This window comes from Pseudomonas sp. HD6515, from assembly GCF_024971855.1.
Taxonomy (GTDB): domain Bacteria; phylum Pseudomonadota; class Gammaproteobacteria; order Pseudomonadales; family Pseudomonadaceae; genus Aquipseudomonas; species Aquipseudomonas alloputida.
Genome location: NZ_CP079827.1, coordinates 1,312,017 through 1,331,236, shown reverse-complemented (window position 1 = coordinate 1,331,236; position 19,220 = coordinate 1,312,017). Strand labels below are relative to the sequence as shown.

Genomic DNA, 19,220 nt, shown 5'->3' with positions numbered 1-19,220 from the left:
CCCAAATTTATTCCTCACTGCGATTGGAGTTATAACCAAATCGTAGAAATCATTGTGCCATTAGTCAGGAAGGCTTAAGCACTCCTTCCTATACTGCCTCTGGACAGTCTGCACAGGGTTGTAGCGCAGACGAGTGAAAACTCGATCAAGAGGCATTCCATGGAATGGCTGGGGCTGCAACTGTTCGCCGATCTTCCCGCAACCGGGCGCATCGTCATCGACTGCCGTCATGAACCGCTCTTGGTTCTGCTCGCCTATTTCGTTGCTTGCGCGGCCTGTTTCGCCACCCTCGACATGGCCGAGCGCCAGTCCCACAGCGACGACCCCACCGCCCACCGGCAATGGAACATGCTTGGAGCTTGCTGCCTGGCAGGCGGCATATGGGCCATGCACTTCATCAGCATGCTGGCCTTTCGGGCCCCGGTGGACGTGCACTACGACGTATCCCTGACCATTCTTTCGCTGCTCATCGCACTGGGCGTGGCCTGGCTGGCCATGCACAGCCTCGAACGCAGCAAGATGCGCGCGCACCACTTCGTGCTGAGCGCAGGGCTGATCGGCCTGGGCATCATCCTCATGCATTTTGTCGGCATGGCCGCGATGGAAACGGGTGCCCGCCAGTACTACCAAACCGGCTTGCTACTTGCCTCTGCCGCCATTGCCCTGCTCACCGCCCTGACCTCGCTGTACCTGGCCCGCTACTTGCGCAATGGCAGCGGCACCCTGTACCAGGCCATGAAGTACGGCGCCAGCCTGCTGATGGCGGGCGGCATCGTCGCCACTCATTTCACCGCGATGTCGGCCATGACCTTGATCATCCCTGCCGATACCGCACTGCGCCTGCCGTCTGGCGACAACAGCCTGCAGCTGGGACTGGGCATCGGCTTCATCACCCTGCTGATCAGTGGCGCCAGCATCAGCGCCGCACTGGCCGACAAGAAGCTGCAAAGCAAGGAGCACGACCTGCGCCGGGTCAGCGTACTGCTCAGCCAACTGGACCAGGCCCGCGCTTCGCTGCAGCAGGCGGCGCACTATGATGCCCTGACCAACCTGCTCAACCGCCGCGGATTCAACCAGGTGTTCGCCGAGCGCCTGGTCGAAACTCAGGCCAGCGAAAACCGCCTGGCCGTGATGTTTCTCGACATCGACCATTTCAAGCGTATCAACGACAGCCTTGGCCACGATGCCGGTGACGAGCTGCTCAAGGTGATCGCCCACCACATCAAGGCCGCTACCCGCAACCACGACCTGGTTGCGCGCTTTGGTGGCGACGAGTTCTGTGTGGTCACCAGCCTGAACAGCCGCGACGAAGCCCGCCACCTGGCCCAGCGCATCATGCAACGGATGAAAGAACCCATCGACCTGGGCGGGCGGCGCATGGTCATGACCACCAGCATTGGTATAAGTATCTTCCCGGACGATGGCAGCACAGCCGAAGAGCTGCTCAAGCATGCCGACCTGGCCCTCTACCAATCCAAGGACAACGGGCGCAACAGCCTGAATTTCTTCAATGACAGCCTGAAGGCTCGCGCGTCGATCGCCTTGCAACTGGAAGAAGAGCTGCGCCTGGCCCTGCTCGAGGAGCGCGGGCTGTGTGTGCACTACCAGCCGATCTTCGACCTGCGCAGCGGGCAAGTGGCCAAACTGGAAGCGCTGGTACGCTGGCAGCATCCTCAACACGGCCTGCTCGGGCCCGACCGTTTTGTCGGCATTGCCGAAGCCAACGGCCTGATCATCGACCTTGACCTGTGGGTGCTGCGCCATGCCTGTGCCGACCTGGCCCACTTGCAGCGCCACGGCTACGGCGAGGTCCAGGTCACGGTCAATTGCTCGGCAGTCACCCTCAGCCACGACGAACTGCCTAAGGAAGTAGAAAAGGCGCTGTTCCACGCCGCCCTTGCGCCGCGCCACCTGGAGCTGGAGGTGACCGAGAACGCCCTGGTGGGCGATATCCAGCGCACGGTCAGCCTGCTCAAACGCGTCAGGGCTTTGGGGGTGGCACTTTCGATCGATGATTTTGGTACCGGCTACTCGTCACTGGCTTACCTCAAGCGCCTGCCGCTGGATGTGCTGAAGATCGACCGCACCTTCCTGCAGGATGTACCGGGCAGCCAGAAAGACCGGGAAATTGTCCAGGCGATCATCGCCATGGCGCATACCCTGCACCTGCGGGTAGTCAGCGAGGGCGTGGAAACCGCCGAACAGCAGGCGTTCCTCGAAAGCCATGGCTGCGACTACCTGCAGGGCTACCTGTTGGGGCGCCCCGTACCGCTGGCCGAGTTGCGCCCACTGCTGGAGCGGTTGCAGCGCCAGAACGGCCGGATCACACCTTGTTGCGATACAGCTCTACCAGGGTCGCCGGATCTTTTTGCAGGTAACCCTGGCTACCGTGCAAGCGCATCAGTTGCGCGGCAAGGCCACTGAGCGGCGTCGCCGAGCCTTGCTCGCGGGAAAACTTGACCGCGCCATCGAGGTCCTTGAGCAGCGTGCGTACGTGCCACTTGATTGGCTCGAAGCGGCTCTCGGCCATTTGCGGCGCAAGAATCTGCAATGGCTTGGAATCGGCAAAGCCACCCGCCAGCGCCTCAGCGATCAGCGTCGCGTCCACGCCCGACTGTTCGGCCAGTGCCACCACTTCTGCAATTACCAGGGCATTGCACGCGACGATCATCTGGTTGCACGCCTTGGTCACCTGTCCCGTGCCTACCGCGCCCATATGCGTCACGCGCTGACCAAGCACCTCCAGCACCGGGCGTGCACGCTGCAGATCGGCCGCTTCACCGCCCACCATGATCGCCAGCGTGCCCGCTTCGGCACCGGGCGTACCGCCAGAGACAGGTGCATCCAGCCAGGCCATGCCGCACAGTGCTGCCAGTTCGGCAGCCATTTCACGGGTGGCGGTGGGTTCCAGGCTAGAGAAATCGATCAGCAACTGGCCGCTGCGCCCGCCCTGGGCAATGCCTTGCTCGCCAAACACCACCTCACGCACCACCGCCGTGTCGGCCAGGCACAGTAATACCATGTCGCTGTCACGGCACAATTCGGCCGGGCTGCTGGCCAGGCGCGCGCCAGCAGCGACCAGTGCGGCGCACTTGTCCGGGCTGCGGTTCCATACCGTCAGCGGATAACCCGCTGCCAGCAGGCGGCGGCACATGGGCAGGCCCATCAGGCCGATGCCGGCGAATCCAAGCGAAGGTAGTGCAGTGCTCATCGATAAACTCCTGACTGATTCGAACATTTCCCAGGCGGGCTACGATTCCGTTGGCGCCTGCCAGAACGGCGGCCACATTACGCATCCCGTAAACTGTTACCGCCACGCCGAATTGTTACTTCCCTCTACCCGCCTTGATCGCTTTCAAGCACCAAAACGGAGCTGATGCGTATTTTTGCGCACCAAAAAAGATCACGCTTCTTCCTGGCCCTTCACCTGTATCACGATGAACGGCGAAACCACCACCGCCCAGATCTCTGGGTCGCGGCTTTGCAGGTCCAATGCCTGCTCGGCCGATACCGGCCCAACAGTGCCATCACTACGCCACTTGGCGAAGATCTCGCTGCGATTCTCGGCCATCGCCTCAGCAACGGCGATCAGGTCAAGGCAGGGGTCGACCCAAATCAGGTCACCCTTGGCCCAAAAACGCTCCAGCGCTTTCCACTCGATGATTGCCGTCTCGCCAAGCAATTTGGCATAGAGGGTGCTTGTTTGATCAGTCATGGGTGGTATCCGCAAAAAATCGGTCAATAAAAAAGGCCGGCATTTTTGCAGAAAAACCCGGTTTCAAATATGTAATTTGGTCGATTGACCCCGAAGTTGTGGGGCGGGATCGCAGATGCAGGCAGTTTGATGGCGCCTTTCTGTATCTTTCTGTCGATCAAGCGACAACGCAGGAAAGACGCACTTTTCGACCGCTTTTCAAGCGCTCGAACAGCGCTCTACACTGTACCGGTACAGTTCCGGGACATGTTCCGGGGGAAGGTGGGCTAGCGCGTTGGCATGGCCACGCCGCAAATCCCGCCCGGTCTGTAGCCCTGGCCGCCAGGACTATAAGAATTACAACAGAATGAGTGGAGCACTATGATCAAGATTTCCAAGCTGTTCGCCGCAATGGTACTGGCCGGGGTAGCCAGCCATTCGTTTGCCGCCGATACCATCAAGATCGGCATCGCCGGTCCCAAGACGGGTCCTGTGACCCAGTACGGCGACATGCAGTTCATCGGCGCCAAGCAAGCCATCAAGGATATCAACGCCGCGGGCGGCGTGGATGGCAAGATGCTCGAAGCCAAGGAATACGACGACGCCTGCGACCCTAAACAGGCCGTGGCAGTCGCCAACAAAGTGGTCAACGACGGCGTCAAGTTCGTGGTCGGCCACCTGTGCTCCAGCTCCACCCAGCCTGCGTCCGACATCTACGAAGACGAAGGCGTGATCATGATCACCCCGGCCGCCACTTCGCCGGAAATCACCGCCCGTGGCTACAAGCTGATCTTCCGCACCATCGGCCTGGACAGCGCCCAGGGCCCGGCCGCCGGCGACTACATCGCCGACCACGTCAAGCCGAAGGTCGTTGCCGTCCTGCACGACAAGCAGCAGTACGGTGAAGGCATCGCCACCGCCGTCAAGCAAACCCTTGAGAAGAAAGGCACCAAGGTTGCCGTCTTTGAAGGCCTGAATGCCGGTGACAAGGACTTCTCCTCGATCATCCAGAAGCTCAAGCAGAACAACGTCGACTTCGTCTACTACGGCGGCTATCACCCAGAGCTGGGCCTGATCCTGCGCCAGGCTCAGGAAAAAGGCCTGAAAGCCAAGTTCATGGGTCCGGAAGGCGTGGGCAACGACTCCATTTCGCAGATCGCCCAGAACGCTTCCGAAGGCCTGCTGGTCACCCTGCCGAAATCGTTCGACGCAGACCCGGCGAACAAGAAGATCGTCGACGCCATCAAGGCTGACGGCAAGGACCCAAGTGGCCCGTTCGTATTCCCTGCCTACTCGGCTGTCGAGCTGATCGCTCAAGGCATCAAGAAAGCCGGTTCCGATGATACCGACAAGGTGGCCGAGGCCATCCACAAAGGCACCTTCAAGACCCCGACCGGCGAACTGTCGTTCGACGACAAAGGCGACCTGAAAGACTTCAAGTTCGTGGTCTACGAATGGCACTTCGGCAAGCCGAAGACCGCAGTCTCCCCTCAGTAACTGCGTGACTAATAGCTGACCTACGAGCCCACTGTGCGAGCAGTGGGCTTCGTTTTATGAGGTTCATGGGCCCGATCCCCGCGATCCGGGGGCAGGCTCACCTGAAAATCTTAAAACCGTCACCCGCGGTTTCCTGGCCGTACCCCTGCCAGTGAAATGCAAATCAGGTTTTTAGGAGCGCTGTAATGCCTGAGATCTACCATTTCTTCCAACAACTGGTTAATGGATTGACCATCGGCAGCACCTATGCCTTGATCGCCATCGGCTACACGATGGTGTACGGCATCATTGGCATGATCAACTTCGCCCACGGCGAGGTGTACATGATCGGTTCCTACGTGGCCTTCATTGCCCTGGCGGGCCTGGCCATGATGGGTATCCATTCGCTGCCGATCCTGATGACCGTCGCCTTCGTCGCGACGATCTTCGTCACCAGTGCCTATGGCTACAGCATCGAACGGGTTGCCTACCGCCCCCTGCGCAACAGCAACCGTCTGATCCCGCTGATTTCCGCCATCGGCATGTCGATTTTCCTGCAGAACACGGTCTTGCTTTCGCAGGACTCCAAGGACAAGTCCATCCCCAACCTGATCCCCGGGAGCTTCTCCTTCGGGCCAGGCGGTGCTGAAGAAGTACTGATCAGCTACATGCAAGTCCTGGTGTTCGTTGTCACCCTGGTGGCCATGACCCTGCTCACCCTGTTCATCTCTCGTTCCCGCCTGGGCCGCGCCTGCCGCGCCTGTGCCGAGGACATCAAGATGGCCAACCTGCTGGGCATCAACACCAACAACATCATCGCCCTCACCTTCGTCATCGGTGCCGCCCTGGCTGCCGTGGCGGCCGTGCTGCTGAGCATGCAGTACGGGGTGATCAACCCCAACGCCGGTTTCCTGGTGGGCCTGAAGGCTTTCACCGCGGCGGTACTGGGTGGCATCGGCAGCATCCCGGGCGCCATGCTCGGCGGGCTGGTGCTGGGCGTGGCCGAAGCGTTCGGTGCCGATATCTTCGGCGACCAGTACAAGGACGTGGTGGCATTCGGCTTGTTGGTTCTTGTCCTGCTATTCCGGCCGACCGGCATCCTGGGCCGCCCGGAGGTTGAAAAAGTATGAACAGAAATCTCAAACAGGCGTTCTTCAGCGCCTTGCTGGTGTGGGCCGTGGCCTTCCCGGTACTGGGCCTGAAACTGAGCATCGACGGGATCAGCCTGGTCGTGCACAGTCAGGGCTCGTTCACCATCAGCATCATCGCCGTGTGTTCGGTGCTGATGTTCCTGCGCGTGCTGTTCGACAAGCAGTGGAGTTCGGTGATGGGCCGCCGATCGGATCGCAAGCTGATCCCCCCGGCAGTCAGCAACTACCTCACCCTGCCCAAGACCCAGCGCTACGTCATCATCGGGTTGATCGTGATGGCACTGGTATGGCCATTCTTCGGCTCTCGCGGTGCGGTCGACATCGCCACGCTGATCCTGATCTACGTGTTGCTGGGCCTGGGCCTGAACATCGTGGTCGGCCTGGCGGGCCTGCTCGACCTCGGCTACGTAGGCTTCTATGCCGTCGGTGCCTACAGCTACGCCATGCTCTCGCATTACCTGGGCTGGAGCTTCTGGGTGTGCCTGCCGATTGCCGGCCTGATGGCTGCCACCTTCGGCTTCCTGCTCGGCTTCCCGGTGCTGCGCCTGCGTGGTGACTACCTGGCGATCGTGACCCTCGGTTTCGGTGAGATCATCCGCCTGTTCCTGCGTAACCTCACCGATTGGACCGGCGGCCCCAACGGCATCAGCAACATCCCCAAGCCGGAGTTCTTCGGCCTGACCTTCGAACGCCGTGCGGCCGAGGGCATGCAGACCTTCCACGAGTTCTTCGGGCTGCAATACAACTCGATCAACAAGGTCATCTTCCTGTACCTGGTGGCCCTGCTGCTGGCCCTGCTGGCGTTGTTCGTGATCAACCGCCTGCTGCGCATGCCGATCGGCCGTGCCTGGGAAGCCCTGCGTGAAGACGAGATCGCCTGCCGTGCACTGGGCCTGAACCCGACCGTGATCAAGCTCTCGGCATTCACCCTGGGTGCCTGCTTCGCCGGTTTCGCCGGCAGCTTCTTCGCCGCGCGCCAAGGCCTGGTGACGCCGGAGTCGTTCACCTTCATCGAGTCGGCGATCATCCTCGCCATCGTCGTGCTGGGTGGCATGGGTTCACAACTGGGCGTGATTCTCGCGGCCATCGTGATGATCCTGCTGCCTGAGCTGATGCGTGAGTTCAGCGAATACCGCATGCTGATGTTCGGTGCGCTGATGGTGTTGATGATGATCTGGCGTCCGCAAGGCCTGCTGCCTATGCAACGTCCACACATGGAGCTGCGTCGATGAGCCGCGAAATTCTGCAAGTCAGCGGCCTGAGCATGCGCTTCGGCGGCTTGTTGGCGGTCAACGGCGTGGCCCTGACCGTCAAGGAAAAACAGGTGGTGGCGTTGATCGGCCCGAACGGCGCCGGCAAGACCACCGTGTTCAACTGCCTGACCGGCTTCTACAAGCCCAGCGGCGGTACCATCCTGCTCGATGGCCAGCCGATTCAGGGCCTGGCCGGCCACCAGATCGCCCGCAAGGGCGTGGTGCGGACCTTCCAGAACGTGCGGCTGTTCAAGGAAATGACCGCACTGGAAAACCTGCTGATCGCCCAGCACCGCCACCTCAACACCAACTTCTTCGCCGGCCTGTTCAAGACCCCGAGCTTCCGCCGCAGCGAGAAGGAGGCCATGGAACGCGCGCAGTACTGGCTGGAGAAGGTCAACCTGACCGAGTTCGCCAACCGTACGGCCGGCACCCTCGCCTACGGGCAGCAACGCCGCCTCGAAATTGCCCGCTGCATGATGACCCAGCCACGCATCATCATGCTCGATGAACCGGCAGCCGGCCTGAACCCGAAGGAAACCGAAGACCTCAAGGCTCTGATCGCCTACCTGCGTGAGTCGCACAACGTCACCGTGCTGCTGATCGAGCACGACATGAAGCTGGTGATGAGCATTTCCGACCATATCGTGGTGATCAACCAGGGTACCCCCCTGGCCCATGGCACGCCGGAGGAGATCCGCGACAACCCTGACGTGATCAAAGCCTACCTGGGGGAAGCGTAAATGCTGAAGTTCGAAAACGTTTCCACTTTCTACGGCAAGATCCAGGCGCTGCACAGCGTCAACGTGGAGATCAACCAGGGCGAGATCGTCACCCTGATCGGCGCTAACGGTGCCGGCAAGTCGACCTTGCTGATGACCCTGTGCGGCTCGCCGCAGGCGCACAGCGGCAGCATCAAGTACCTGGGTGAAGAGCTGGTCGGCCAGCCGTCCTCGCACATCATGCGCAAAAGCATCGCGGTAGTGCCGGAAGGCCGTCGCGTGTTCGCTCGCCTGACGGTCGAGGAAAACCTGGCCATGGGCGGTTTCTTCACCGACAAGGGCGACTATCAGGAGCAACTGGACAAGGTCCTGCAACTGTTCCCGCGCCTGAAAGAGCGTTACATCCAGCGCGGCGGCACCATGTCCGGTGGCGAGCAGCAGATGCTGGCCATCGGCCGGGCGCTGATGAGCAAGCCCAAGCTGCTGCTGCTCGACGAGCCTTCGCTGGGCCTGGCGCCGATCATCATCCAGCAGATCTTCGACATCATCGAACAGCTGCGCCGCGATGGCGTGACGGTGTTCCTGGTGGAGCAGAACGCCAACCAGGCGCTGAAGATCGCTGACCGGGCGTATGTGCTGGAGAACGGTCGGGTGGTGATGCAGGGCACCGGTGAGGCACTGCTGACCGACCCGAAGGTGCGCGATGCCTACCTGGGGGGTTGAATGAAAAAGGGCCTTCGGGCCCTTTTTTCTGCCCGCAGGACGTGTATCGTGGCCAGCTCTTTGGCAAAGATTCCCCGGAGCCCGCCCCATGCGCCTCACCCCTATCCTGCTGCTCAGTGCCCTGCTGCCGCTGTTCGCTGGCTGCCAGCTACTGGCCGAGCAGCCCCGTGACCCGAACATCGGCACCACACGCATGCAGGGCGAACTGAGCGCCAACGGCGGCCGCCTGTTGTTCAAGCCCTGCAGCGAAGCACGCCGCTTCGTGATCAACGACGTCGCCGGCACCGGCATCCTGCAAGAGTCCGCCAACCTGGCCAAGGACGCCAATGCCAAGTTGTTCGCCGACGTGCGCGGTCGCCTCACGGGCGCCAAGCAGGCCGACAACGACGGCCAGCTGGAAGTCAGCCGCCTGTACCGCCTGGAACCCTCCACCCGCGCTTGCGACGACCCCAACTTCAAGCAGCTGACCCTGCGCGCCAATGGCCATGAACCGGACTGGGACATCAAGGCCAGCGGCAAGGGCATGGTGCTCAACCGCATCGGCAAAGACCCGCTGCCACTGCCATTTCTCGAAGAAGAAGTGCCCGGCGGCGGCCTGACCCTGACCAGCGAAGCCAACGGCCAGCACGTGGAACTGTGGGTCGCCCCGCAACGCTGCGTCGACAGCGCCACCGGCGCCATCCACCACCTGCGCGCCGAACTGCGCATCGACGGCCAGACCCTGCGCGGCTGCGGTTACTACGGTGGTGCGCGCGACAACTGATCGCCGGGCACTTTTATCCTGCCAGTCAGGGCGTCTAACAGCTTATACTTGGCGGTTTGTGTAAAGCCGCCGGCCGCCCATGGCCGGGATACTGGACCCTGCCATGCTACGAATCACCGAACTGAAGCTGCCCCTGGACCATCCCGACGAAGCGTTGCGCGAAGCCATCGTCCAGCGCTTGGGCATCCGCGACGAGCAACTGCTCAGCTTCAACCTGTTCAAGCGCAGCTACGATGCGCGCAAGAAGAACAGCGAACTGCTGTTCATCTACACCATCGACCTGGAAGCCAGCAACGAAGCCGAGCTGCTCAGCAAGTTCGCCGATGATCGCAACATCGGCCCAGCCCCAGACGTCACCTACAAGTTTGTCGGCCAGGCCCCGGCAGGCCTGCAGGAGCGCCCGATCGTGGTCGGTTTCGGCCCGTGCGGCATCTTTGCCGGCCTGTTGCTGGCACAAATGGGCTTCAAGCCGATCATCCTCGAACGCGGCAAGGAAGTGCGCCAGCGCACCAAGGACACCTGGGGCCTGTGGCGTAAAAGCGTGCTCAACCCTGAGTCCAACGTGCAGTTCGGTGAAGGCGGCGCCGGTACCTTCTCGGACGGCAAGCTGTACAGCCAGATCAAGGACCCGCAACACCACGGCCGCAAAGTGCTGGAAGAATTCGTCAAGGCCGGTGCGCCAGACGAAATCCTGTACATCAACAAGCCGCACATCGGCACCTTCCGCCTCACCGGCATGGTCGAACAGATGCGCCAGGACATGATCGCCCTGGGGGCCGACGTGCGCTTCCAGGAGAAGGTCACCGACCTGTTGATCGAAGATGGCCAACTGACCGGTGTAGTGCTTGAAAGCGGCGAGCAGTTGCACTCTCGCCATGTGGTATTGGCCCTGGGCCACAGCGCCCGCGACACCTTCCGCATGCTGCACGCCAAAGGTGTCTACATGGAAGCCAAGCCGTTCTCGGTGGGCTTCCGTATCGAGCACCCGCAAACGCTGATCGACAAGGCACGTCTGGGCAAGTACGCCGGCCACCCGAAACTGGGTGCCGCCGACTACAAGCTGGTTTACCACGCCAAGAATGGCCGCTCGGTATACAGCTTCTGCATGTGTCCGGGTGGCACCGTGGTCGCGGCCACCAGCGAGCCTGGGCGGGTCGTCACCAACGGCATGAGCCAGTATTCGCGTAACGAGCGCAACGCCAACTCCGGCATCGTCGTCGGCATCGACCCCGAGCGCGACTACCCGGGTGGCCCGTTGGCCGGTATCGAACTGCAGGAGCGCCTGGAGGCGCACGCCTATGTAATGGGCGGCAGCAACTACCAGGCCCCGGCGCAGCTGGTGGGTGATTTTGTCGCCGGCCGGCCCTCGACCGCACTGGGCAGTGTCGAGCCGTCCTACAAGCCGGGCGTGACCTTGGGTGACCTGGCGCCGAGCCTGCCGGACTTCGCCATTGAGGCGATTCGGGAGGCACTGCCGGCGTTCGACCGGCAGATCAAGGGCTATAACCTGCATGATGCGGTGTTGACCGGGATCGAGACGCGTACCTCGTCGCCACTGCGGATTACCCGCGGTGAGGATTACCAGAGCCTGAACCTCAAAGGGCTGTTCCCGGCGGGTGAAGGGGCCGGGTACGCGGGCGGGATCCTGTCAGCCGGTGTGGATGGCATTCGCATCGCAGAGGCGGTGGCGCGGGATATGCTCGGCCTCTGACTCTTTATCGACTGACACCTCTTCGCGGGTAAACCCGCTCCTACACGGAACAATGGCCCCCTGTAGGAGCGGGTTTACCCGCGAAAGGGCCCGGTCCGGCACCAGACTATTCCGGCACCTACTCCAGACTTCCCCTCCCCCATCCTTCCCCAAATCCGTCTAGGCTTGCCCCAGGCCTGTCAGCAACAACATATAACAAAAACGAATATGTTTTTTGTTTTAAGGAACATCGTCACAGGCTAGGGTGTACGCCCGCACCCTTCGTAAACTGCTCATGGAGGGCCTACAGCCCGTGCGTAGCCTGTTTACCCGTTTCTTCCAGCTCGAAGCTGCCAGCGGCCTGCTGCTGATCGCCGCCGCCGTTCTGGCCCTGATCATCAACAACTCGCCACTGTCCTACCTGTACGGCGGCTTGCTCGACGTACCCGTCGCCGTCCAGGTCGGCGCGCTGAACATCGCCAAGCCATTGCTACTGTGGATCAACGACGGCCTGATGGCCCTGTTCTTCCTGCTCATCGGCCTGGAGGTCAAACGCGAGGTGGTCGACGGTCACCTGTCCAAGCCCTCACAAGTGATTCTGCCTGCCACCGCAGCCGTGGGCGGCATGGTGGTGCCAGCGCTGATCTACTGGTTCATCAACCGTGACAACCCTGCAGCCGTGGCAGGCTGGGCGATCCCTACCGCCACCGACATCGCCTTCGCCCTCGGCGTCCTGGCCCTGCTCGGCAAGCGCGTACCGGTGTCACTGAAGTTGTTCCTGATGACCCTGGCGATCATCGACGACCTGGGTGCGATCATTGTCATCGCCCTGTTCTACTCCGGCACCCTGTCGAGTGTGTCGCTGCTGCTGGCTGCGGCCTGTCTGGTGGTACTGGTGGCGATGAACCGGCTTGGCGTCGTCAAGCTCGGGCCCTACATGATCGTTGGCCTGATCCTGTGGGTCTGCGTGCTCAAAAGTGGCGTGCACGCCACTCTGGCCGGTGTCGCCCTGGCCCTTTGCATCCCGCTGCGTACACGCAATGCTGAATCGTCACCTCTTTTGGCGCTGGAACACGCCCTGCACCCTTGGGTGGCCTATGCCATCCTGCCCATTTTCGCCTTCGCCAATGCCGGCGTTTCGCTGGCAGGCATGACCGTAGACAGCTTCACCCACCCCGTGCCGATGGGCATCACGGTCGGCCTGTTGCTGGGCAAGACCGTGGGGGTTTTCGGCCTGACCTGGGTGGCGGTCAAGCTGCGCCTGGCCGCGCTGCCTGCGGGTGCGGGTTGGGGGCAAATTCTGGGGGTGGCGATACTCTGCGGCATTGGCTTCACCATGAGCCTGTTCGTAGGCTCGCTCGCCTTCGCCCCGGGTAGCAGTGAGTATGCCGGCATGGACCGCATGGGTATTCTTACTGGTTCGTTCTTTGCCGCGGTGATCGGCTACGCCGTCACCGCAATGGCCAGCCGCAAAACCAGCGTTGCCTGACTTGGCTGAAGCATGAAAAAACCCCGACTGGCAGCAGCCATGTCGGGGTTTTGTTTTACTGCGCTACGGTCAGTGCGAAACGCGGCTGGTACCGTCAACTGTCATGATGCGCACGCGCTCGCCAACGCGGAAGACTTCGTTCTCCTGCACGGCCTGCACATAGGCGCGCATGCTGCCATCATCTTCACGAACGGTAATTTCGACACCTTGGGTACGGGTCAGGCCTTCTTCTGCTGCGGAACCCGCCAAGCCACCGGCCACGGCACCGATCACGGCAGCCACGATGCTGCCACGACCACCGCCCACGGCGCTGCCGGCAACGCCACCCACAATGGCACCGGCACCGCCGCCAATCGGGGTCTTGGTGCCCTCGATCTTGACCGGGCGCAGGGATTCGATGGTACCCATACGCACGGTTTGCACGCGGCGGGCTTCGTCACGAGAGTAGCTGTCACCGGTCAGGCTCGAGGCACAGCCCCCCAGCAGCAGCGACATGGTGGTAAAGGTCGCCACCAGCAAAGCGGATTTACGCATGGGTAAAGTCTCCATAAGTCAGGTGCTCATTAGACGCTGCACATTGACGGCTGTCACGGTACAAACGTAATAAAATTGTTTTCATTCAGCCGGGGTACAGCCTGCCGGGCTGTGTCGAAGGCCTTTCAAGTGAGACCAAGAATAGCCATGGATTACTTCATCGTCGTGGTCACCACCGTTACGGGACTGTATTTCCACTGGTGGTTGTATGTGCGCATGCGCCGCTGGATGGACCGCGACCTGGCGTTGTCGCTGGCAGGGGCCGATCCTGAAAAACGCGCGTTCATGCTGGAAAGGTTGGCGCAGGCGCGCCAGGAGAAGGTGGGGCGTAAGCAACTGGCGGGGTGGTTGGAGCGCGAGGCGGCAGGTTATCCGGGGTAGCTTGATCAATGGCTGGGGCCGCTTGGCGGCCCCAGTTGCTCAGGGCGCCAGCCGCTCTCGCCGCCACTGCCCATCCACCAGCCGATAGTTCAAACGATCATGCAGGCGGCTTGCCCGCCCCTGCCAGAACTCGATGCGCTCGGGCAACAAACGGTATCCCCCCCAATGCTCAGGGCAGTGCGGCTGGGTGTCGGAGAAACGCGCTTCGGTGGCCTTAACCAGGCCCTCCAGCTCTTCACGCCCGGCAATCACGCGGCTCTGTGGCGAAGCCCAAGCCCCTAGGCGACTGCCCAGCGGGCGTACCTGGTAGTAGGCATCCGACTCCTGCGCCGTGACCTTCTGCACCCGGCCCTCAATGCGCACCTGACGTTCCAGGGCCGGCCAGAAGAAGGTCATTGCCGCAAAGGGGTTGGCTTGCAGTTGCTGGCCCTTGGCGCTGTCATAGTTGGTGAAGAAGGTGAAACCCTGCTCGTCGAGCCCCTTCAACAGCAAAACACGGCAATGCGGGCGACCTTCGCCGTCCACCGTGGCCAAGGTCATGGCGTTGGCTTCTACCGGTACCTGCTCGGTTTTCACCGCATCGGCGAACCACTGGTGGAACAGGGCGAACGGCTCCCCTGGTGCCTGGGCTTCGGCCAGGCCATCACGGGTGTAGTCGCGGCGCATATCGGCCAGGGATTGGGTCATTACTGCGGTTCCTTGACGATCAGTTGGTCTTCGCAGGGCTGTTGGCAGCTACTTTCTTGTCAACGGCAGCTTTCTTGGCGGCAGGCTTGGCCGGCGCAGCTTTTTTCTTGGCTGCAGTCTTCGCAGGCGTTTTGGCCTTGGCTACAGGTTTCTTCGCCGCAGCCTTGACGGCCGGTTTGCTGCCAGCGGCCTTGGCGGCGGGTGCCTTGGCATCCTGCACCGCCACCATCGAGGCCGGGACGGGTGCCGGGGCGGCCTGCTGGTATTTGGCCAGCAGCGCGACCATGGTGTTTTGCGGGGTCAGCAACATTTCCACGCGGCGGTTCAGGGCGCGCCCCTCGGCGCTGTCGTTGGCAGCGCGCGGCATCACCGAACCCATGCCCTTGAGGGTCAGGCGGTCACGCTGCAGGCCGCTGAGGCGGAAGATGGCCGATACCGAAGCGGCGCGCTCCAGGCTGAGCTTCTGGTTGGCAACGGCGGCACCGCTGCTGTCGGCATGGCCCAGTACCAGTACGGCAGTCTTGGGGTCGCCTTCGACTGTCTTGGCGACGCGGGTGATCGGGCCCAGGGACATGGGCAGCAACATGTTCGGGCGATCGGGATTGTACGAGCTGTCCACCGGCAGGGTTACCGCCAGCACATTGTCACGACGCTCCAGCTCCAGCTTGCTGTCCTTGATCGCTTCGCGCAGCTTGGGCTCGTATTCGTCCAGCCAGGCCTGAGTGGCCTTCTGATCGATCTTTGGCACCACCGGCCCCTTGGCTTGCTTGTCGTCACCGCCAAACGGCCACCACCAGCGGCTGGAGCTTTCGGATTTGGCATCGGCTTTGGCCACGTTTTCAGTGACGGCTGACTTCACTTCCTGCTCGGCAACCTTGTCCGAACCGAAAGGCCACCAGCTGGAGCCACCTTCCTTGGAGCCGTCCGGGGAGTGACTGGCGCAGCCGGTAACGGCGGTCAGGCACAGGGCGAGTGCTAAGGTTTTATGTGAAGACATCAGCGATACACCATGAAATAGAAAGATATTTTGCCTACGAACTTCAGGCGTTGGCATTGAGGATAGTCAAAGGGGTGTGGCAATACCCGCATTACCCGATCAAAGGCAACTGGCAAGGACGCGTACCAGTTTCTGGGCGCGTGGGTCCATCAGCACGTAAGGGCCGAGGGTATTGACCACAAAACCGAAGGCCACATCGTACTCCGGGTCGGCAAAACCGACCGAACCACCGGCACCGGGGTGGCCAAAGGCGCGGGCGCCGAGACCAAAGGTGGCATTGGCCACATCGGGCTGGTCGAGCATGCAGCCCAGGCCGAAACGGGTCTGGGTGAGCAAGGTACGGTCCTGGCCAAGGCTATGCTCGCGGGTCAGCTCATCGAGCAGTTCGGATTCAAGCAGGCTGCCGTCCAGCAGCCCGGCATAGAACCCTGCCAGGCTGCGTGCGTTGCCATGGCCATTGGCCGCTGGCTGCTGCATGCGCCGCCATTCCGGTTTGTTGGTGCTGGTCAGTATCGCGGGCGGATTGGTAAAGGCACGGGTCGACAGTGCCTCAGGCTCGCGCATGGTCACCTGCAGCAAGCGTTGCGCTGCACTGTCTCCAGCATTGCCCTTGCCACGGGCGATATGCGCCACGCGGTGGAACTCTTCGTCGGCCAGGCCAACATGGAAATCCAGCCCCAATGGGCGGGCGGTGCGGGCCACGATCGAGTCGCCAGGGCCACGGCCGTCGGCACGGCGAATCAGCTCGCCGATCAGCCAGCCATAGGTGATGGCGGCATAGCCGTGTTCTGTGCCTGGCGTCCACCACGGTGTCTCGGCTGCCAGGGCATCGACCATGAACTGCCAGTCATACAAGGCTTCAGCCGGCAACAGCTTGCGTATGGCCGGTAAGCCGGCACGGTGGCTGAGTAGCTGACGCAAGGTGATCGACTGCTTACCCGCCTGGGCAAACTCGGGCCAGTAGTTGGCAACCGGAGCATCGAGGGCCAGCTTGCCCTCGCCGACCAGCTGCAGGGCGGTAACAGCCGCGAAAGTCTTGGTGCATGAGAACAGGTTGGCGATGGTATCGCTGTGCCAGGCCTGCTGGCCGTCCTTGTCGGCACTGCCAGCCCACAGGTCAACGACGGTTTCGCCACCCACCTGGATGCACAGCGCGGCGCCACGCTCCTGGGGATCATCGAACAGCGCGGCAAAAGCTTCGCGCACAGCTTCGAACTTCAGCTCATAGTGACCCTGGATCTGCACCCGCTGCTCTCCGTACGACCATTATCCAAAAAGGTGTGCATTGTTTCAGTAGTTGGGTGTTTTGCAAACAGGCTTGGGCCAAGTGGTCGCGACACAAGGCCGCTCTCACCTGGGTTGACTGCATCTGCCTGATCTCAAGGGGCCGGTTTTTCCAGCTCGGCACGCAGTTGGTTCATGGTTTGCAGATTGCTTTTGCGCACGGCATCGACAAACCCTGGATAGGGCATATCGGTAATCGCCACCAGCCCAAGGTGGCCGTTCTCACCATCGAGCAGGCGACCGCTGGCCGGTTGGTCGAGGTACTGGAACCAGTGCGCACCAACGATCATAGGCTGCGCCAGGGCCGCCTTGAGGAAGTTTGCGTAGGCCGGGCCGCGATCCTCTTCCCGCGCCAGCTCCAATGGCCCCGGCCAGAACGGCCCGCGATCACGCGAGCCGAACTGGAACTCGGACACCAGCACCGGCTTGTCCAGCTCCGCCAGGCGGGCAAAGTCGTAGCCGTCCTGCGGCTTGAGGGTATAGAAGTTGAAGCTCAGAACATCGCAGAACTCGGCGCAGGCCTTGACCGCCTCCGGTGTGCTGACCGCATAGCGGCCACCCAGGAGCATGTGATTGGGCGCATGCCACTTCAACGAATCGGAAATGGTCTTGAAGTAGGTCTCGGCAAATACCCGCTGGAAGTGCTGGTAGTCACGTTCGATTTCCGGGTGCTCCGGGTCAGGCAACGGCGCCTCGAAGCCAGGATCTTCCATGAGTTCCCAAGCGGTCAGTTCGATGCCCCAGGCCTTGGACAACCCTTCCTGGTTGCGATACTTGTCGCGCAACTGCTTGAGGAATGCGCGTTTGGCTGGCACGTCGGTGGTCAGACGCAAGGTGCCGTAGGCCAGGCCATAGCGGCTCTTGGGGTCGCTTCCAGGGGCTGCCCAGGCCAGTTCGTTATCGGCGAAGTAACCGATGAGCCAAGGGTCGTCACGGTGATCACGCGCGGCGATGGCCACGGCACGTTCGGTGGCCATGGCAAAACGCGGGTCGAACGGGTCGGGCATGCGGCCCCACCAGTCCATGCCAGTGCTGATGCTGGCGTAGTCGCCTACGATCGACAGCGGCAAGGTATACGGCATGCGTCTGGCTTGGCCAAGCGCCGGCTCGCTCCAGTTGCCAATAGTGTTAAACCCCCAGGCCTGAAGGCGGTCAAGCGCATGCGCCTGCCAGCGGTCGGCATCCAGTACCGGCGGCGCGCAGCTGGCTGGCTGGCCCTCCACTGCGGGCGGGCAGGGTTTGCCATAGGTACGCTGCAGGTTGGCGGCGTAGAAGTCGAACCAGCGCCCCTGCTTGAAATTGCGCCCTTGCGACGAGGCATTGCCATCGTCGTTGTTGCTTTCGCCATAGAACGCGGCCAGTGCATCGCCCTCAGCGGGCAAGGCCTTGAACATGCCTTCGCGCCCGGCGACATACGTACGCCCGCCGTCTGCCGCCACGGCGTTTACCCCCAGGGAATAGAACGGGTGCCCATCCGGCGTTACCAGGTACCAGCGGCCATCACGCTTTTCAGTGCGAAAGAAGCCCTTGGCTGCAAAGGCCGGACCGCCCACCAGGCCACCGTAAGCGTCCAGCTGCTGCTTGCCGCGCTCTGCCAACCAGCCCTTGAGCTGTTGCTGTTCACGGGTATCGGCCGCCTTGAGCTGCTCGTCACTGGATACCTTCTCGGGCCAGTTACCGCGAGTCGACTGGCCATAAGCATCAATCAGCTCGTGGTAGGCCGCCCTGTACGCCTGGTCGTCATCCTGGATACCGACACGCTCGATCAGCAGGCTCTGCGCCACCTTGGGGCTGGGGATGCTCAGGCTGACCGAGGTCACCTGCTTGAGGTCGACTGCACCGGCACTGCTGGTCAAAAGGAGGCGCTGACCACCATGGTTCCAGGGCATCGGCGGGCCGGCGCGCATGCCCTGGTCCAGCGGCGAACTGGCCGTCAGGGGCACCAGCACGGTTTGCGCGGGCCCCGCGGGCAGGTCGATACGGCTGGTCAAGGTGCGGCCATCGCTGCCTTGCACGGTGACATCCACGGTCAATGCCCAGTCCATGGCACTTCGCAGGCGCAAGGTCAGGAACTGCCCAGCGGACCAGTCCCACACCCCACTCTGCGGGCTCAGGCGTAGGGTCGGCTGCTGGGCCGGGTTGAACACCACACGCCGCAACACCTCGCCCTCGGCCGTTTGTTCCGCGTTGTACTGCGGCATGCCGGCATCCACCGTCGCCACATTAACCACCGAAGCCGGGCGCACGAAGCTGAACAGCGTCTGCTGCCCGGCCAGCAAGGGCGAACTGCACAACAAGGCGAATACGGCGGGCAGGGTGCGGCGGATCATAAGGCTGGGGCTCTCCTTCAGGGCCCTGATGGGCCCAAGACGGGTG

General features: G+C 62.1%; 17 protein-coding genes. 10 read left to right on the top strand and 7 right to left on the bottom strand.

Annotated features, from left to right (window positions below):
* Positions 1-159: 159 nt before the first annotated feature.
* On the top strand, positions 160-2,424 hold the full coding sequence (locus tag KW568_RS06140) for a bifunctional diguanylate cyclase/phosphodiesterase (protein WP_004576202.1): 2,265 nt from the start codon (positions 160-162) through the stop codon (positions 2,422-2,424).
* On the opposite strand, the gene KW568_RS06135 is transcribed toward KW568_RS06140, so the two are convergent.
* Both KW568_RS06135 and KW568_RS06130 read right to left on the bottom strand, forming a co-directional pair.
* Entirely contained in the window at positions 2,324-3,211 is an 888-nt protein-coding gene (locus tag KW568_RS06135; protein WP_003254870.1) for an NAD(P)-dependent oxidoreductase, read from the bottom strand. The two genes, KW568_RS06140 and KW568_RS06135, sit on opposite strands and share 101 nt — an antisense overlap.
* Positions 3,212-3,403: 192 nt before the next feature.
* Positions 3,404-3,715, bottom strand: coding sequence for a DUF2288 domain-containing protein (locus KW568_RS06130; RefSeq protein ID WP_004576203.1), 312 nt, complete (start codon positions 3,713-3,715; stop codon positions 3,404-3,406).
* A gap of 360 nt (positions 3,716-4,075) precedes the next feature.
* On the opposite strand from KW568_RS06130, the gene KW568_RS06125 reads away from it, so the two are divergent.
* From KW568_RS06125 to nhaA, 8 genes are all read left to right on the top strand, one after another.
* On the top strand, positions 4,076-5,191 hold the full coding sequence (locus tag KW568_RS06125; protein WP_004576204.1) for a branched-chain amino acid ABC transporter substrate-binding protein: 1,116 nt from the start codon (positions 4,076-4,078) through the stop codon (positions 5,189-5,191).
* A 185-nt stretch (positions 5,192-5,376) separates the two neighbouring features.
* Entirely contained in the window at positions 5,377-6,300 is a 924-nt protein-coding gene (livH, locus tag KW568_RS06120; protein ID WP_003254876.1) for a high-affinity branched-chain amino acid ABC transporter permease LivH, read from the top strand.
* On the top strand, positions 6,297-7,553 hold the full coding sequence (locus KW568_RS06115) for a high-affinity branched-chain amino acid ABC transporter permease LivM (RefSeq protein WP_003254877.1): 1,257 nt from the start codon (positions 6,297-6,299) through the stop codon (positions 7,551-7,553). The genes livH and KW568_RS06115 overlap by 4 nt, the downstream gene beginning before the upstream one ends.
* The gene (gene livG / locus KW568_RS06110) at positions 7,550-8,317 is read left to right on the top strand and encodes a high-affinity branched-chain amino acid ABC transporter ATP-binding protein LivG (RefSeq protein WP_003254878.1); all 768 of its coding nucleotides are present in this window, start codon (positions 7,550-7,552) and stop codon (positions 8,315-8,317) included. Before KW568_RS06115 ends, livG begins: the two co-directional genes overlap by 4 nt.
* Complete coding sequence (locus KW568_RS06105) at positions 8,318-9,019, top strand: ABC transporter ATP-binding protein (protein WP_003254879.1); 702 nt, start codon at positions 8,318-8,320, stop codon at positions 9,017-9,019.
* An 88-nt stretch (positions 9,020-9,107) separates the two neighbouring features.
* A complete protein-coding gene (locus KW568_RS06100; RefSeq protein WP_004576205.1) occupies positions 9,108-9,782 on the top strand; it encodes a COG3650 family protein in 675 nt (224 codons plus the stop codon).
* A gap of 103 nt (positions 9,783-9,885) precedes the next feature.
* Positions 9,886-11,493, top strand: a complete 1,608-nt coding sequence (locus KW568_RS06095; protein ID WP_003254881.1) for an NAD(P)/FAD-dependent oxidoreductase — start codon at positions 9,886-9,888, stop codon at positions 11,491-11,493.
* 274 nt (positions 11,494-11,767) lie between these two features.
* On the top strand, positions 11,768-12,961 hold the full coding sequence (gene nhaA, locus KW568_RS06090; RefSeq protein ID WP_179052744.1) for a Na+/H+ antiporter NhaA: 1,194 nt from the start codon (positions 11,768-11,770) through the stop codon (positions 12,959-12,961).
* A gap of 69 nt (positions 12,962-13,030) precedes the next feature.
* Here the strand turns inward: nhaA and KW568_RS06085 are convergent, their stop codons facing one another.
* Positions 13,031-13,495 (bottom strand): glycine zipper 2TM domain-containing protein, encoded by a 465-nt coding sequence (locus KW568_RS06085; protein WP_003254883.1) that lies wholly within the window; start codon positions 13,493-13,495, stop codon positions 13,031-13,033.
* Positions 13,496-13,642: 147 nt separating this feature from the next.
* Here KW568_RS06085 and KW568_RS06080 point away from each other — a divergent pair, with 147 nt between their 5' ends.
* Complete coding sequence (locus KW568_RS06080) at positions 13,643-13,876, top strand: hypothetical protein (protein WP_003254884.1); 234 nt, start codon at positions 13,643-13,645, stop codon at positions 13,874-13,876.
* A gap of 39 nt (positions 13,877-13,915) precedes the next feature.
* On the opposite strand, the gene pdxH is transcribed toward KW568_RS06080, so the two are convergent.
* The 4 genes from pdxH to KW568_RS06060 all read right to left on the bottom strand — a co-directional run bounded on the left by pdxH (position 13,916) and on the right by KW568_RS06060 (position 19,174).
* Positions 13,916-14,563 carry a pyridoxamine 5'-phosphate oxidase gene (gene pdxH, locus KW568_RS06075; protein WP_004576207.1) on the bottom strand — a complete coding sequence of 216 codons (648 nt, stop codon included), beginning with the start codon at positions 14,561-14,563 and terminating at the stop codon, positions 13,916-13,918.
* 19 nt (positions 14,564-14,582) lie between these two features.
* On the bottom strand, positions 14,583-15,560 hold the full coding sequence (locus KW568_RS06070; protein ID WP_003254886.1) for an OmpA family protein: 978 nt from the start codon (positions 15,558-15,560) through the stop codon (positions 14,583-14,585).
* 99 nt (positions 15,561-15,659) lie between these two features.
* Positions 15,660-16,805 carry an EstA family serine hydrolase gene (locus tag KW568_RS06065; protein ID WP_004576208.1) on the bottom strand — a complete coding sequence of 382 codons (1,146 nt, stop codon included), beginning with the start codon at positions 16,803-16,805 and terminating at the stop codon, positions 15,660-15,662.
* Between the two features lie 134 nt (positions 16,806-16,939).
* Positions 16,940-19,174, bottom strand: coding sequence for a beta-galactosidase (locus tag KW568_RS06060; RefSeq protein WP_004576209.1), 2,235 nt, complete (start codon positions 19,172-19,174; stop codon positions 16,940-16,942).
* Positions 19,175-19,220 lie beyond the last annotated feature (46 nt).